At 68.5% G+C, this 13,413-nt stretch carries 17 protein-coding genes and 1 tRNA gene; 10 read left to right on the top strand and 8 right to left on the bottom strand.

The genetic code is table 11. The features are described 5' to 3' along the window. Window positions 1-54 precede the first annotated feature (54 nt). From HMPREF2924_RS11405 to HMPREF2924_RS11395, 3 genes are all read left to right on the top strand, one after another. Complete coding sequence (locus HMPREF2924_RS11405) at window positions 55-360, top strand: nucleotide pyrophosphohydrolase (protein ID WP_003102255.1); 306 nt, start codon at window positions 55-57, stop codon at window positions 358-360. After that, window positions 357-1,106, top strand: coding sequence for a methyltransferase (locus HMPREF2924_RS11400; protein ID WP_003111303.1), 750 nt, complete (start codon window positions 357-359; stop codon window positions 1,104-1,106). The genes HMPREF2924_RS11405 and HMPREF2924_RS11400 overlap by 4 nt, the downstream gene beginning before the upstream one ends. 65 nt (window positions 1,107-1,171) lie before the next feature. Next, window positions 1,172-1,792 carry a DUF4136 domain-containing protein gene (locus HMPREF2924_RS11395; RefSeq protein WP_003135256.1) on the top strand — a complete coding sequence of 207 codons (621 nt, stop codon included), beginning with the start codon at window positions 1,172-1,174 and terminating at the stop codon, window positions 1,790-1,792. On the opposite strand, the gene HMPREF2924_RS11390 is transcribed toward HMPREF2924_RS11395, so the two are convergent. Continuing rightward, a complete protein-coding gene (locus HMPREF2924_RS11390; RefSeq protein WP_003135259.1) occupies window positions 1,777-2,712 on the bottom strand; it encodes a glycerophosphodiester phosphodiesterase family protein in 936 nt (311 codons plus the stop codon). The two genes, HMPREF2924_RS11395 and HMPREF2924_RS11390, sit on opposite strands and share 16 nt — an antisense overlap. Before the next feature lie 131 nt (window positions 2,713-2,843). Between HMPREF2924_RS11390 and HMPREF2924_RS11385 the strand changes: the two genes are divergently transcribed. The 5 genes from HMPREF2924_RS11385 to HMPREF2924_RS11365 all read left to right on the top strand — a co-directional run bounded on the left by HMPREF2924_RS11385 (window position 2,844) and on the right by HMPREF2924_RS11365 (window position 5,567). After that, entirely contained in the window at window positions 2,844-3,407 is a 564-nt protein-coding gene (locus HMPREF2924_RS11385; RefSeq protein ID WP_003095282.1) for a DUF4136 domain-containing protein, read from the top strand. Between the two features lies 1 nt (window position 3,408). Continuing rightward, window positions 3,409-3,891, top strand: coding sequence for a GNAT family N-acetyltransferase (locus HMPREF2924_RS11380; RefSeq protein ID WP_003135262.1), 483 nt, complete (start codon window positions 3,409-3,411; stop codon window positions 3,889-3,891). Continuing rightward, window positions 3,881-4,258 carry a DsrE family protein gene (locus tag HMPREF2924_RS11375; protein WP_003095286.1) on the top strand — a complete coding sequence of 126 codons (378 nt, stop codon included), beginning with the start codon at window positions 3,881-3,883 and terminating at the stop codon, window positions 4,256-4,258. The genes HMPREF2924_RS11380 and HMPREF2924_RS11375 overlap by 11 nt, the downstream gene beginning before the upstream one ends. Continuing rightward, window positions 4,255-4,722: a glycine cleavage system protein H gene (locus HMPREF2924_RS11370; protein ID WP_003095288.1), complete on the top strand. Its 468-nt coding sequence runs from the start codon at window positions 4,255-4,257 to the stop codon at window positions 4,720-4,722. Before HMPREF2924_RS11375 ends, HMPREF2924_RS11370 begins: the two co-directional genes overlap by 4 nt. 116 nt (window positions 4,723-4,838) lie before the next feature. Beyond that, on the top strand, window positions 4,839-5,567 hold the full coding sequence (locus tag HMPREF2924_RS11365; RefSeq protein ID WP_003135264.1) for a GrpB family protein: 729 nt from the start codon (window positions 4,839-4,841) through the stop codon (window positions 5,565-5,567). Between the two features lie 22 nt (window positions 5,568-5,589). Here the strand turns inward: HMPREF2924_RS11365 and HMPREF2924_RS11360 are convergent, their stop codons facing one another. The 3 genes from HMPREF2924_RS11360 to HMPREF2924_RS11350 form a co-directional block, all read right to left on the bottom strand. After that, window positions 5,590-6,195 carry a P-loop NTPase family protein gene (locus HMPREF2924_RS11360; protein ID WP_196496113.1) on the bottom strand — a complete coding sequence of 202 codons (606 nt, stop codon included), beginning with the start codon at window positions 6,193-6,195 and terminating at the stop codon, window positions 5,590-5,592. Next, complete coding sequence (locus HMPREF2924_RS11355) at window positions 6,165-6,965, bottom strand: class I SAM-dependent methyltransferase (RefSeq protein WP_003095295.1); 801 nt, start codon at window positions 6,963-6,965, stop codon at window positions 6,165-6,167. Before HMPREF2924_RS11355 ends, HMPREF2924_RS11360 begins: the two co-directional genes overlap by 31 nt. 295 nt (window positions 6,966-7,260) lie before the next feature. Beyond that, window positions 7,261-7,629, bottom strand: coding sequence for a hypothetical protein (locus HMPREF2924_RS11350; protein WP_003135266.1), 369 nt, complete (start codon window positions 7,627-7,629; stop codon window positions 7,261-7,263). Between the two features lie 262 nt (window positions 7,630-7,891). Here HMPREF2924_RS11350 and HMPREF2924_RS11345 point away from each other — a divergent pair, with 262 nt between their 5' ends. Continuing rightward, window positions 7,892-8,614, top strand: a complete 723-nt coding sequence (locus HMPREF2924_RS11345; protein ID WP_003135268.1) for a carbon-nitrogen hydrolase family protein — start codon at window positions 7,892-7,894, stop codon at window positions 8,612-8,614. A gap of 40 nt (window positions 8,615-8,654) precedes the next feature. Here the strand turns inward: HMPREF2924_RS11345 and HMPREF2924_RS11340 are convergent. From HMPREF2924_RS11340 to HMPREF2924_RS11325, 4 genes are all read right to left on the bottom strand, one after another. Further along, window positions 8,655-8,750 (bottom strand) — tRNA-Sec (locus HMPREF2924_RS11340). A gap of 131 nt (window positions 8,751-8,881) precedes the next feature. Next, window positions 8,882-9,499 (bottom strand): class I SAM-dependent methyltransferase, encoded by a 618-nt coding sequence (locus tag HMPREF2924_RS11335; RefSeq protein ID WP_003095305.1) that lies wholly within the window; start codon window positions 9,497-9,499, stop codon window positions 8,882-8,884. A gap of 94 nt (window positions 9,500-9,593) precedes the next feature. Beyond that, window positions 9,594-10,991, bottom strand: coding sequence for an APC family permease (locus HMPREF2924_RS11330; protein ID WP_003135271.1), 1,398 nt, complete (start codon window positions 10,989-10,991; stop codon window positions 9,594-9,596). A 48-nt stretch (window positions 10,992-11,039) separates the two neighbouring features. Further along, window positions 11,040-12,446 carry an aminotransferase gene (locus HMPREF2924_RS11325; protein ID WP_003135272.1) on the bottom strand — a complete coding sequence of 469 codons (1,407 nt, stop codon included), beginning with the start codon at window positions 12,444-12,446 and terminating at the stop codon, window positions 11,040-11,042. Window positions 12,447-12,727: 281 nt separating this feature from the next. Between HMPREF2924_RS11325 and HMPREF2924_RS11320 the strand changes: the two genes are divergently transcribed. Then, the gene (locus HMPREF2924_RS11320) at window positions 12,728-13,411 is read left to right on the top strand and encodes a helix-turn-helix transcriptional regulator (RefSeq protein ID WP_003135274.1); all 684 of its coding nucleotides are present in this window, start codon (window positions 12,728-12,730) and stop codon (window positions 13,409-13,411) included. The last annotated feature ends 2 nt before the right edge of the window (window positions 13,412-13,413 follow it).

Here is a 13,413-nt window from a genome sequence, read left to right as displayed (position 1 = left end):
GGGCGCAAAGCCCGAAGCTATGCGGCTGCTTACCGCCACCGCGAAGAATCCCCCATGGACCTGCACGAACTCACCGCGCGCCTGCACGCCATCCGCGACCGCAACGACTGGCGCCAATTCCACAGCCCGAAGAACCTGGCCATGGCCGCCAGCGTCGAGATGGCCGAACTGGTGGAGATCTTCCAGTGGCTGACGGAAGACCAGTCGCGCACGCTGTCGGCCGAGCAGCTCGAACACGCTGGCCAGGAAGTTGGTGACATCGTCCTTTATCTGCTGCTGTTCTGCGGGGAAACCGGCCTCGACCTGGAACAGGTGGTGCGCGCCAAGCTGGCCGACTGCGAACGGCGCTTCCTGCCATGAGCGACCGCCACTTCGACGAACTGGCGACGCGCTTCGCCGAAAAGATCTACGGCGGCGCCAAGGGTGCGATCCGCCTCGCGGTACTCCAGGCCGACCTCGCCGAAGCCCTCCCGGAGCGACCTCTGCGGGTCCTCGACATCGGCGCCGGGCTCGGCCACATGTCGCTCTGGCTGGCCGCTCGCGGCCACCGCGTAACCCTCGCCGAGCCAGCGCAACCCATGCTCGACGGCGCCCGCCAGCGCTTCGCCGAAGCCGGGCAGGCCGCCGAATTCATCCAGGCGCCCTGGCAGGAACTGCTCGGCCAGCTCACCGAGCCCTACGACCTGGTGCTCTGCCACGCCGTGCTCGAGTGGCTGGCCGAACCCCATGCGATCCTGCCGGTGCTGCACCAACTCTGCGCACCCGGCGGCTGGCTGTCGCTGGCCTTCTACAATCGCGACGCGCTGATCTACCGCAACCTGCTCAAGGGCCACTTCCGCAAGCTGCGCAAGGAACGCTTCGCCGGCGAGGGGCAGAGCCTGACCCCGCAGCGCCCGCTCGACCCGCGCGAGCTGGAACAGGCGCTGGCAGCGCGTTGGCGCATCGAGGCGCGCAGCGGCGTGCGGGTGTTCCACGACTACATGCCGAGCGAGTTCCAGGCCAAGGCCGAACGGCTCGACCTGGTGGAAATGGAACTGGCCTACCGCCGCCACCCGGCCTTTGCCGGGCTTGGCCGCTACCTGCACTGGCTGTGCCGCCCGCAATGAAAGGCGCAGAATGCAGTCTGAGCCTGCAAGGGCCGCCGACGTAGCGCGGCCACGGAGCGTCGAGCATGCAATCGCGACTGTTGATCCTGCCGTTACTCGCCAGCCTGGCCGCCCTCGGCGCCTGCCAGGGCGACAATCCCTACCGCGCCAGCTCCCTGCCCTACCCGCCGCAGCCCGCCGCCGCGGCCAATCCCGGCCTCGATCCCGGCGCCTATCCGGCGGCGCCGCGCGACTACGCCCGCTACCGTAGCTGGAGCTGGGCCGCCGCCGGGGTCAGCGGCTTTCCCCAGGGCCTGGACGACAACCAGTTGCGCGACGCCGTCAGCCAGCAGCTCGACCAGCGCGGCCTGCGCCCGGCGCGGCCGGGCAGCGCGTCCGACCTGCAGGTCAGCGCGTTCCTGCGCAACGAACTGCGCACCCGCCAGGTCACCGACTACTACGGCGGCTACTACGGCAACTACGGCGGCTGGCGCGATCCCTGGTACGGCTATGGCGCCAGCTACCCGGTGACCCGCAGCTACACCGTGCAGGTCACCGTGGTCCGCGTCGAGCTGAACGACGCCCGCAGCGGCCAGCCGGTGTGGGGCAACAGCGCCGAGTTCGACTCCGGCGACTCCGTCAGCGAACAGGCCAAGGCCCTGCGCGAAGCGGTGAAACGGGCGCTGTCGAGCTACCCGCCGGGCTGATCGGCGAGCACCCGGCGGCGGATCGCCTCCATCTTCCTGGGCGAGTTGCTCATCACCGCGTCGGCGCCCAGGGCGCGCGCGGTGCGGTAGTCCTCGGCGGTCTCGATGCCGAACATCACCACCTTCACCGGCTCGCGGCGCACGCAGTCCATCGCTTTGCGCGTCCACAACTGCGCCGCCGGCACCTTGTAGGAAGACTCGCCAAGGGTGAAGCGCTCGGTCACCGTCAGTTCGCGGCGCAGCTCGATGCCCATCCAGGTGCCGCCGGCCGGCGGTGCCTCGCAGCGCTCGCCGAAGGCCAGGCCGACCAGGCGGTTGCGCGTCGCATCGCGGCTTTCGAACTGTCGCGCGCGGTCCGCGTAGCGCTGCGCCAGGTAGTCGTTGGCGGCCTTCTCGGTGGAATAGAAACGCACCCGCGACCAGGCCTTCTGCCGCTCCAGCTCGCCGGCCACGGCATCGACCAGCGGCTCCACCGGCAGCGACTTCATGTCGAGGAACACCGGCACCTGCGGCGGGATCGCCCGCAGCGCCTGGCGCAGCGTAGGAATCCGCAGCGGCTTCTGGCGGTAGGGATAGCTGCCGTCCTCGGCCTTGAACATATAGCCGGCGTTCAAGCGCGCCAGCTCGGCCAGGCTCGACTGGCCGACCGCGCCGGCGCCCTGGGTCAGGACCGCCAGGTCAGCGGGGCGATAGAGCACCGGATGGCCATCGGCGCTCAACTGCACCGACAGCCATAGCGCGTCGGCGCCGTTGTCCAGCGCCTTGCGGATCGCCAGCAGGGTATTCTCCGGGTAGTCCGCGGTGCCGGCGCGATGGGCCACCAGCAGCGGGCCCGGGCCATCCGCCGGGACCACCGAGCGTGCCTCGACGCAGCCGGCCAGCGACAGGCCCAGCAGCAGGATCGCAATACTTCGATTCATTTCATTCTCCCGTCGCGCCCTATAGGGCGGGTGCTCGCCAACGTTACTTGTGGAGACGCTTCAAACCCGCGTTTCCTCTTGCCTTTCATCCGGCGCTGAGCTTGGATGTGAACTCTGACTGGAGAAAAACCATGATCCGCCGAATCCTGCTGCTCGGCCTGCTCCTCAGCCTCGCAGCCTGCGAAACCACCCAGCTCGACCGCGACTTCGACAGCTCCCGCGACTTCGCCGCCTACCGTAGCTGGAGCTGGTCGCAACCCGCCTTCGAATACCGCCCCGACGACCCACGCATCAAGAGCGACCTCACCGAGCAACGCATCCGCGAAGCCGTCGCCCAGCAGCTCGACCAGCGCGGCCTGCGTCCGGCCCAGGGCAACGCCAGGGGCGACGTCACGGTGCGCGCCTACCTGATCGTCGACGATCGCCAGGACCAGATCACCACCAACTACGGCGGCGGTTACTGGGGCGGCTACTGGGGAGGGTACTGGGGCGGCCCGGCGATGGCCGAGACGCGCACCGTGAATTACAAGGTTGCCACCCTCCAGGTCGACCTGTTCGACGGCAAGGACGGCAAGCTGGTCTGGCGCGGCAGCGGCGAGCAGATCATGCGCACCAGCCCGCCGAGCCCGGCCGAGCGCGAGCAGGCGATCCGCGAGACGGTGCAGAAAGTCATGTCGCAATACCCGCCGCGCTGACATGCAGCTCAGCCACCGCCCGGCGGAGACCGGCGACCTGGAGACGGTCGCCGGCTTCCCCCAGGACCGCGACGAACTCTTCTATTGCTACCCCAAGGCGATCTGGCCGTTCAGCGTCGCCCAACTGGCCGCCGCCATCGCCGAACGTCGCGGCAGCACCGTGGCCGTGCACGACGGACAGGTGGTCGGCTTCGCCAACTTCTACCAGTGGCAGCACGGCGACTTCTGCGCCCTCGGCAACATGATGGTGGCGCCCGCCGCGCGCGGCCTGGGCGTGGCCCGCTACCTGATCGGGGTCATGGAAAACCTCGCCCGCGAACAGTACAAAGCGCGCCTGATGAAAATTTCCTGCTTCAACGCCAACGCCGCCGGGCTGCTGCTCTATACCCAGCTCGGCTACCAGCCGCGCGCCATCGCCGAACGCCACGATCCGGACGGCCGGCGCGTGGCGCTGATCCAGATGGACAAGCCCCTTGAACCCTGACACCCACGCCCAGCGCGTCCTCATCATCGTCTCCAGCGGCCCGAGCACCCCGGCCCGCTGCGCCGCGCCCTTCCACACCGCCACCCTGCTGGCCTGCATGGACGCCGAGGTGACCCTGTTCCTCAGCGGCGAAGGCGTGCAGTTGGCCCGCCGCGCCGTCGCCGACCAGTTGCGCGCGCTGGACGGCGGCGAGCCGCTGCGCCACTTCATCCGCCAGGCCCGCGAGGCCGGCGCGCGCCTGCTGATGTGCCGCCAACCCGGGGTGAACATCGACGAAAGCGAACTGATCGAGGAACTCGACGAAATCTCCAGCGGCGGCGAACTGGCACGGCTGATCCTCGAATCCGAGCGGGTGCTGACCCTATGAGCGCGAACCTGCACGGCCTGGAATTCCCCGACGGGCTGTTCTACGCCCCGGACTACAACCTGTGGCTGCGCGAGGAAGTCGACGGCAGCCTGACCCTGGGCCTGAGCGCCTACGGCTGCGCGTTGTATGGCGAAATCTTCGCCTTCACCCCCAAGCGCGACGGCTGGCACATCGAACGCGACCGCAGCTTCGGCGTGGTCGAGTTCGCCAAGGCTGCCTCCTCGGCCCGCAGCCCGTTGGCCGGGACCCTGCTGGCGAGCAACCCGGCGGTGGTCAAGCGCCCGGCGCTGATCAACCGGGATTGCTACGGCGAGGGCTGGATGGTGCGGCTGCAACCGGACGACTGGGCCTCGGCGCGGGGAGCGTTTCTCCAGGGAGACGCGGCGCGGGAGGCATTCGCCGAGCGCATGCGCCTGGATGGGTTCGATCCGCAGCATCCAGGGGTGCAGGCGCTGGACTTCTGAGACTCCCGGGTTTTACCCGCACCCCGCTCGCGGAAGGCGGATAACGCCGCTGGCGTTATTCGCCCTACCCCAGCTCCCCATCGCCGCCAATCTCCCGCATATCCCCGGAGTCCGCCATGTCCTCACCCCAACCGCCCCGCTTCGACGGCCAACGCTGGAGCAACGCCGACGACGACCGCATCGAGGTGCTGCCCGCCGACCCCGCCTGGCCACAACGCTTCGCCGCCGAAGCCGAGGCCATCCGCACGGCACTGGCGCTGCCCGGGCTGGGCATCGAGCATGTCGGCAGCACCGCGGTGCCCGGGCTCGACGCCAAGCCGATCATCGACATCCTCCTGCTGCCGCCGCCCGGCCACGATCCGCAGCGGCTGGTAGCCCCGCTGGAGGGCCTCGGCTACCAGTTCTGGCGCGAGAACCCGAACACCCAGCGGATGTTCTTCGTCAAAGGCATGCCGCCCTTCGGCCATGGCCGCACCCACCATGTCCATGTCATGCCCCTGGCCCAGGCCGACCGCTACCTGCTGTTCCGCGACTGGCTGCGCAACCACCCCGACGACGCCCGCCTCTACGCCGAAACCAAGCACGCCCTGGCACGCCGCTACCCCACCGACCGCGAGGCCTATACCCGTGGCAAGGACGAGGTCGTCGCAAGGATTCTCGGCCGGGCGCTGGCGGCGACGCGGCACCCAATGATACAGAGTGGCCTGGTAAGGGGAGAACGCGAAATGCACGCCAGGGAACTGCGTGAAACGCTGGTCGCCGGCGCGGAATCGACGCCAGGCGGCCCCGCCGATACAGCCTATTTCGAGTCGCTGCGCAGCCGGGTAGGCAAGCCCCAGGACTGAGGCGGATAGCGTGCTTCGCTCACTACTGCGACTGTGCGAGCACGGCTTCCACCAACCTCTCGATCACCTCCCCCACCCTCCCCGGCTCGCCAACCTCCACCCAGCGCAAATGCGCGAACCGCGGATCCTCGCGCAGGCCGGTGTATTTGCGGCGGTTGCCTGCGAAGGTGGTCCATGACCAGAGCAGGATCGAATCCCTGGAGCAGAACGCCATCCGCAGCGATTCACGGTTGCCGTGGGACAGGCGGGTGCGCAGCAGGCCCCGGGCCAGGGTGCGGCGAAGGACCCGGGAGAACACCGTCCAGCGCCCGAAATTCAGCCATACCACATGGGTGGCGCGGCCCCAGAGCAACTCGCGGACGGCGCTGTAGTTGCCGTCGGCGACCCAGCGCGGCGCCGTCGTCGCCCGCTCCACTGCGTGCTCGAAGCGTTCGTGGGGCACGGCTTGCCAGCCGGGGCCCCAGTAGAGTCGGTCGAGTTCGACATGCGTACAACCCAGCCTGGCGGCCAGCGCGGCGGAGAAGGTCGACTTCCCGGCCCCGCTGGTGCCGACCACCACCACACGCAGCGGCGCGCCTCGCCCGGCCTCGACGCAGGTCATGCCTTGACCGCGACCAGCGTGTAGCACATCGGGATCGCCAGCGGTCCGTCCTCGTAGAGGTCGTAGAGTTCCTCGCGATTCGAGTGCGGGTACTCCTTGAAGTGACTCAGGCGCAGGCCGGCGCCGAGCAGCCCGCCGAGGATGTCGCCGAGCGGGTGGACGTACCAGTAGCTGGCGATGCCGGTATCGCTGCCGCTGCCTTCGTAGACGATGGCCTCCCGGGATACGTGGGGCGTGTCGGTGAAGTAGTCGTTGCGCAGTTCGAACGGTCGCTCCGACTCGGGTTCGAGCATCTCCAGGAACGGGTGGGTTTCATAGATCGCCAATTGCCCGCCCGGCTTCAGCAGGCCGCTCACCGAGGCGAAGAAGCGCGCGATGTCGGGCATCCAGTTGAGCACACCGATGGTGATCAGCAGCAGGTCGAACTGACCGTTCAGCTCGGCCGGCAGCTCGTAGGCATTGGCTTCGACGAAACGCGGCTGATGCGGCGAGCGCTCGGCCAGTTGCCGCGCCTGGGCGAGGAAGGCGGCGGACTGGTCGATCCCGACCGCCCGCGCGACGCCGAAGGCGTACAGCGAAAGCACTTCCCGGCCGTTGTTGCAGCCGACCTGGACCGCCGCCTTGCCGGCCAGGTCCAGATTGCGCAGCACGCCAGCCAGGGTCTCGTCCAGGCAACTGAAGCCGGTTTCCTGTACCGCCAGCGACAATTCCTGCCAGCCGCTGCCACGCAGGTGACTGTCGGCGGACGCGTCCCAGGCGCGTCGGTTGCTTTCCACCGCGTGTTCAAGATCCGTCATGCGAAAACCTCAGAAGTGTTCCCAGGAAGGCCAACCGAGTCGCGAACCCGCAGCCCACTCAATCGCGGAATTGCAGCCCGATATGGGCTCGGCAGTCGCGTCGTTCCAGGCTGCCTTCCTGGAAAGCGCCGCAGGCGCGGTTTCTCAGAGGCAGCGTCTGTTCCACCACGGTCACCCGCACCTCGTTCGCCGGTTGGCGCTGCTCGGCGGGTCGCGGCGCCTGACGCCGGCCGTTCAGGTTGTCGGCCCCGCCTGGCGGGATGCGCCGGCGCGTCGCGGCGATCCGCCTGCATGCTCAATAGAGACCGGTGGCGCTGCCCCGCTCGAACAGCGGCACCTGGTTGGCCAGGATCATGTTGTAGCTGAGCATGAACGGCACCCCGCCGCCGCTTTCGGCGATCTGGCCTACCCAGCCGATGGGGTTGTTGAACAGCGATTCGTCGGGGCTGAGCACGCCGACGGCGGCGCTGTCCGGGTCGCCGTCCCAGGTCACGTCACCCCAATGCCAACCGAGGCCACGCACGTACTGCGCCCCGATCAGCGCGCCGAGGGCGAAGACCGCCTCGTCGTCGAGGCTGCGCCCCTGCTCCCTCGCATCGCGCACGTAGTCGGTGATGGCGGCGACGATCTGCGCCGGCGTCTCGTCCGCGGCGACGCCAAGCAAGGCGAGCCCCTGTGCCTGCAGCTCCGCCAGTTGCTGTTGCAGGTCCGTTGAAAGCGGATTGATCTCGGCCATCCCTGTTCTCCCGAGGCAAGCGTGCGCACCCGTCCGTCGGGCGCGCCATGAAGCGCGTTATCTTACGGCTTCGCGGCGACGAAAGCGCCCTCCCCAGCCAAACGTAGCGCAGCCGCTAATCGCCTCTTCCCGGAAATGCTGCCTTCGGCTCTACTGGCGAATTTGTGCCATCCATACCCGAGACAGCCCCATGACGCTGATCGCCGCCGCCCAGAGCTGCGCCCACCCCGCCGACCTGCCACGCAACCTCGACGACCACCTGCGCCTGATGCGTATCGCCCAGGCACGGGGCGTGCGCCTGCTGGTGTTTCCCGAACTGTCGCTCACCGGCTACGAACCCACCGCTGCCGCCGCCCTCGCCCAGCCGGCGGACACGCCCCTGCTGCAACCGCTGCGCCAGCTCGCCGAGCAGGCACGGATGACCACGGTGGTCGGCCTGCCGCTGCGCTCGCCGAAGCATGCCGAGCCGCTGATCGCCGCCCTGATCCTCGGCGCCGACGGCAGCCTCGGCGTCTATGCCAAGCAGCACCTGCACGCGGGCGAGGAACGCCACTTCTCAGCCGGCGACGGCGGCCCCCTGCTGGAGATCGACGGCCTGCCGATGGCGTTGGCGGTCTGCGCCGACTTCAGCCAACCCAGCCACCCGGCCCACGCCGCCCGTGCCGGCGCTCGCCTCTACATCGCCAGCGCGCTGATCGGAGAAAACGGCTACCCGGCCGACTCGGCCCTGCTGGCCGGTTATGCCCGCGAGCACGGAATGGGCGTGCTGCTGGCCAACCATGGCGGGCCGACGGGTGGCTGGAAGGCGGCGGGCAGGAGTGCGTTTTGGAATGAGCGGGGAGCGCTGGTCAGGGAGACGACGGGGACGGGTGAGACGCTGCTTCTGCTGGAACGGACCGAGATAGACGCTTGATCCTGTGAGACACGATGGCCGCCGAAAGCGAGCGGAGAATTGGCGGAAGGCAGTGGGAGTCGAACCCACCCAGGAACGGCTGCCGTCCCCCACCGGATTTGAAATCCGGCCACGCCACCGGGCGTGATTGCCTTCCTCTTTGATTTGCAAGAGGTTTTCCTCGAGACGGGAGCTTATCAGGCCGGGGTCCGAGGAAGAAATGCCGGATGTCATGGAAAGTCGTTCGCATGGCCGGGCGAGCAGAGCGTAGCCCAGCCACGGAGCGCTTCACAGGCGTTTCAGGCAATGGCAGTAGACGAAGTGCTGGACCCGGCCGGCGGGAGTGACGTGGTGTTCGTCGCGGTGCTCGGTGAGCTGGAAGGCGGAGCCGAACTCGGCGTGCAGTTCGTCGGCGTCGTAGCGCATGACCGGCAGGCCGCTGCATTCGGTCGGGCCGTCGGCGGCGAAGGTGGCGACGATCACGTGGCCGCCGTGGCGGACCGCCTTCATCACCTGGCGCACGTAGGCGCGGCGGGCTTCGGCAGTGGTAAGGAAGTGGAACACGGCGCGGTCATGCCAGACATCATAGGTGGCTTCCGGCAGGTCGACGCCGGTGATGTCGCCGGCGATCCAGCGCACCTCTTCGCCGCGCGCGCCGAGGCGGTTGCGGGCGACGCGCAGGGCGGCGTCGGAAAGGTCGAGCACCGTCAGGTCGCCGAAGCCTTCGGCGAGCAGGCCGTCGACCAGGGTCGAGGCGCCGCCGCCGACGTCGATGATCGCCGCCTCGCGGGGCGCGCCGATGCGTCGGATCAGGTCGAGGGACAGCGTCGCCTCGGCCTGGAACCAGCTCACCGCGTCGGACGGCTTGCTCTCGTATACCCGTTGCCAGTGCTCTCGTTCGGACATGACGACCTTCTCCGTGTTGCGCTGCGACCCATTACCCACCAAGGGCGTTAACGGCACATTAACGCCATAGGCGCTGTTGCGACAGGGCCGCTCCTCAACCGTAGGCACCGCGCAGTGACATCACGCCGCGCCTTCGCGCCGCCTGGCGGATCAGCAGTTCGCCCACGGCCAGGGCCAGCGCCACGCCGCCGACGATCTTGCCGGCGTAGGCCCAGTCCATCGGCGCGCCGGGGGTGACGACGAACAGGCCGATGCCGGCCAGCACATGCAGCGCGACGAACAGCGCCCAGAGACTGGCCAGGCGGTCGCCCAGCGGCATCCGGTAGGGCCGTGGACGCGGGTCGGCGCGGCGCAGGCGGACGAAGGCCAGGCACATCAGCACGTAGGGCATCATGAAAACCATGGCGAAGATCGACAGCAGGGTCCAGAACAGTTCCTCGGCAGTGTGCGCCACCAGGCCGTAGAGCAACAGCAGGACGATGCTCACCGCCGAGGCCAGCACCGCCGAGCCGATCGGCGTGCCGTGGCGCGAATGGACCACGCCGAACAGCGCCGGCAGCTCGCCGGCCTTGGCCGCTTCCACCGCGGCACGGTTGGTGCCCATGCTCCAGGTGACCATGTTGGTGAAGAGGGTGAACAGGACGAAGGCGCCGACCAGGTCGGCGAGCATCCCGCCGGCGCCGTCGTGGCCGTAGATGTTGTAGAGGGTGTGGGCGAAGATCCGGGTGACGTCGGTTTCCTCGGCCGGTACCGCGGCCAGCACGCCGAGGGTGCCGAAGATGTTGAAGGCGCCGACGATCAGCCCGGAGATCAGCACCGCGCGCGGGATGTCGCGGCGCGCGTTGCGCATCTCCGCGGCGCTGCAACAGGCCAGCTCGGTTCCCATGATGCCGTAGACCATCACTCCCAGCGCGGCCATCTGGCCCGGCGAGGACGGGACGATGGAGTCCAGGCTGAAGTCGTTGGCGAAGCCATGGTTCCAGCCGAAGTGCAGGCCGCCGACGCCCAGGGCGAGCACCGCGAGCAGCTTGAGCAGCGCGCCGAGGTTCGGCAGCCACTTGCCCAGGCGCAGCGCGACCACGTTGAACGCCGCGGTGAGCAGCGCCAGGGCGATGCCGATGGCGATCTTGCCCCAGAGGCTCAGCTCGGGGAAATAGAAGGCGCCGAGCATGCTGCCGAACAGGGTGTAGACCGAAGGCATCCACAGTGCGTTGTTGACCCAGTACATCCATGACACCCGGGCCCCCCAGCGGAAGCCGAAGGCGCTGCGCACCCAGTGGTAGACGCCGCCGTTGGCGGGGAAGGCGGTGCCCAGCTCGGAGGTCATCATGGCCATCGGCAGGAACAGCAGGACCAGCACGTAGAGCCACCAGAACAGGCTCGACGGACCGAGGGAGGAAGCCAGGGCGATCTGGTCCATGAAGAGCATCGCCGAGACCGTGTAGAGCACCACATCGCGCAACCGCAGGACCTTGTTCTTGTTGTCGTCCATTGGGGTTCTCCTGAATGTTCGGGTGGGGCGCCGGCGGCGCCCCGGCGCTTACCGGTGACCGGCGCGGACAAGGTCCTCCACGGTTTCCTCGATGCTCTCGCGCAGCACCCGGACCACGGTATCGACCTGTTCGCGGGTGAGGATCAGCGGCGGCGACATCACGTTCAGGTGGACGATCGGACGAACCAGCAGGCCGCGCTTCTGCGCCCGCAGGTGGACCCACTCGCCGATGTTCAGGCTTTCCGGGAACAGCGCCTTGCTCGCCTTGTCGGCGACGAACTCGACACAGGCCATGAAGCGCATCCCGCGCACGTCGCCGACGATGGGCAGGTCGCGGAGGCTTTGCAGGCGCTCCTCGAAGTAGCGGCCGACCTCGTCGGCGTGGGCGAGCAGGCCCTCGCGCTCGATGATCTCGATGTTCTTCAGCGCCGCCGCGCAGGCCACCGGGTGGCCGGAGTAGGTGAAACCATGGCTGAAGCAGCGGCCCTTGTCCGGCTCGGCGATCACCTCCCAGATGCGCCGGGAGAAGATGCACGCGCCCAGCGGCTGGTAGCCGGAAGTGAGGCCCTTGGCGGTGAGGATGATGTCCGGCTGTACGCCGAACACCGCCTGGCTGGCGAAGAAGTGGCCGAGGCGGCCGAAGGAGGTCACCACTTCGTCGGAGATGTACAGCACGTCGTAGCGCTGGCACAGCTCCCACATCCGCCGGTGGTAGCCCGCGGGCGGGACGATCACGCCGCCGGAGCCGAACACCGGCTCGGAGATGAACGCCCCCACCCGGTCGGCACCGAGTTCGAGGATCTTGCGTTCGAACTCCTCCACCAGGCCATCGAGGAACTCGGCCTCGCCCATTCCTTCCGGAGCGCGGTAGTAGTAGGGACAGGCAAGGTGGTGGATGCGCTCGTCGAGGAAGTCGAACTCGGCCGGCCGGTCGGCGCTCTTGCCGCCCAGCGACATGCCGAGGAAGGTCGAGCCGTGGTAGGCGTTGATCCGCGTGATGACGTGCTTCTTGGCGCGCTTGCCGCGGCAGTTCTGATAGTAGTGCATGAGGCGGATCGCGGTGTCCACGGCGGTGGAACCGCCGGTGGTGAGGAACACGTGGTCGAGATCGCCGGGGGCCAGCTCGGCGAGCTTGTGGCAGAGTTCGATGGCGCGCGGGTTGGCCATGTCGCAGAAGGGATTGGAATAGGCCAGCAGGCGGGTCTGCTCGGCCACGGTGCGAGCCATTTCCTCGCGCCCCAGGCCGATGTTGGTGCACCACATGCCGCCCACCGCGTCGAGGTAGCGGTTGCCGGCGGTGTCGTAGATATAGGCGCCGTCGCCGGCGGCGATGTTCAGCGAGCCGTTGACGCGGTGGTCGTCGAACACGTGGTAGCCGTGCATGTAGTGGGCCTGGTCGGCACGGACCAGGTCGGCGTCGCCGAGGGGGGACGTGGCGTGCAGTCTTGCGTTCATCGGGCTGTCGCTCTTCTCGGATGGATGCTCCGAGGGTGCAAGAGCACCGCGCGGCGGGCCATACCCCATTTTGGGGTAAGCGCTGGGTGCGGCCGACGCGGCTTGCTATTCTGCGGCGACAACGACAAGAACGAGCCGTACCGTCCATGCAGGCCATCGCCCCGAACGCGCTCGACCGCTGGCACGAACACCTGGCGCTGGCGATCCGGCGCCTGCGCCAACCCGACTTCCTCGCCGCGCTGGTCGACGCCATCCACCAGTTGGTGCCGATCGAGTCGAGCATGATCAGCCTGGAACGCAAGGGCCACGCGCCCACCCTGCTCTACGAGCGCGGCATCGCCGAGCGCTTCCGCGAGGCGATCATCCGCCGCTACTTCTCCCGCGGCTACCTGCTCGACCCTTTCTGCCTGGCGGTGGAGGAAGGCCTTCCGGAAGGCTTCTACACCCTCGGCGAGATCGCCCCCGACGACTTCTTCCAGAGCGCCTACTACCAGACCTACTACCTCGGCGCCGGAGCGGTGGAGGACGTCTACTACATCCTCGACCTCGGCCCCACCGAGAAGCTCTCGATCTGTCTCTACAACGGCCTTTCGGCGAGCCGCTACAGCGACGCCCAGGTCGCCGCCCTCGCCGGCCTGGCGCCGCCGGTGCTGGAGCTGGCCCGGCAGTTCTGCGCCGGCCGCGCCGACCTCTCGCCGAACCCGCAGGCCGACCTCGCCCCGCGCCTTCAGGAAGTGCTGCGCGGCTTCGGTCGCGGCGTGCTCACCGACCGCGAACGCGAGGCCTGCCACCTGCTGCTCAGCGGCCACTCGGCGAAATCCAGCGCGCGGCTGATGGACATCTCCCCGGAGACCGTGCGCATGCACCGGAAGAATCTCTACACCAAGCTGGAAGTCGGCTCGCAGTCGGAACTGTTCGCGCTGTTCATCGAGTGCCTGAGCCAGGGGCAGCACGTCGGCCCCTGAGA

It is taken from the genome of Pseudomonas sp. HMSC063H08 (genome assembly GCF_001813645.1).
GTDB lineage: Bacteria > Pseudomonadota > Gammaproteobacteria > Pseudomonadales > Pseudomonadaceae > Pseudomonas > Pseudomonas aeruginosa.
The sequence above is the reverse complement of the archived record's forward strand: the minus strand, read 5'-3'. Positions and strand labels throughout refer to the sequence as shown.

What these genes read in the sequence shown, in the direction of transcription:
- HMPREF2924_RS11385 (WP_003095282.1), top strand. Translation starts at nt 2,844, where the DNA reads ATGATCCGCCGAATCCTGCTGCTCGGCCTGCTCCTCAGCCTCGCAGCC.
- HMPREF2924_RS11395 (WP_003135256.1), top strand. Translation starts at nt 1,172, where the DNA reads ATGCAATCGCGACTGTTGATCCTGCCGTTACTCGCCAGCCTGGCCGCC.
- HMPREF2924_RS11355 (WP_003095295.1), bottom strand. Translation starts at nt 6,965, where the DNA reads ATGACGGATCTTGAACACGCGGTGGAAAGCAACCGACGCGCCTGGGAC.
- HMPREF2924_RS11365 (WP_003135264.1), top strand. Translation starts at nt 4,839, where the DNA reads ATGTCCTCACCCCAACCGCCCCGCTTCGACGGCCAACGCTGGAGCAAC.
- HMPREF2924_RS11320 (WP_003135274.1), top strand. Translation starts at nt 12,728, where the DNA reads ATGATCAGCCTGGAACGCAAGGGCCACGCGCCCACCCTGCTCTACGAG.
- HMPREF2924_RS11390 (WP_003135259.1), bottom strand. Translation starts at nt 2,712, where the DNA reads ATGAATCGAAGTATTGCGATCCTGCTGCTGGGCCTGTCGCTGGCCGGC.
- HMPREF2924_RS11400 (WP_003111303.1), top strand. Translation starts at nt 357, where the DNA reads ATGAGCGACCGCCACTTCGACGAACTGGCGACGCGCTTCGCCGAAAAG.
- HMPREF2924_RS11380 (WP_003135262.1), top strand. Translation starts at nt 3,409, where the DNA reads ATGCAGCTCAGCCACCGCCCGGCGGAGACCGGCGACCTGGAGACGGTC.
- HMPREF2924_RS11370 (WP_003095288.1), top strand. Translation starts at nt 4,255, where the DNA reads ATGAGCGCGAACCTGCACGGCCTGGAATTCCCCGACGGGCTGTTCTAC.
- HMPREF2924_RS11335 (WP_003095305.1), bottom strand. Translation starts at nt 9,499, where the DNA reads ATGTCCGAACGAGAGCACTGGCAACGGGTATACGAGAGCAAGCCGTCC.
- HMPREF2924_RS11325 (WP_003135272.1), bottom strand. Translation starts at nt 12,446, where the DNA reads ATGAACGCAAGACTGCACGCCACGTCCCCCCTCGGCGACGCCGACCTG.
- HMPREF2924_RS11405 (WP_003102255.1), top strand. Translation starts at nt 55, where the DNA reads ATGGACCTGCACGAACTCACCGCGCGCCTGCACGCCATCCGCGACCGC.
- HMPREF2924_RS11345 (WP_003135268.1), top strand. Translation starts at nt 7,892, where the DNA reads ATGACGCTGATCGCCGCCGCCCAGAGCTGCGCCCACCCCGCCGACCTG.
- HMPREF2924_RS11330 (WP_003135271.1), bottom strand. Translation starts at nt 10,991, where the DNA reads ATGGACGACAACAAGAACAAGGTCCTGCGGTTGCGCGATGTGGTGCTC.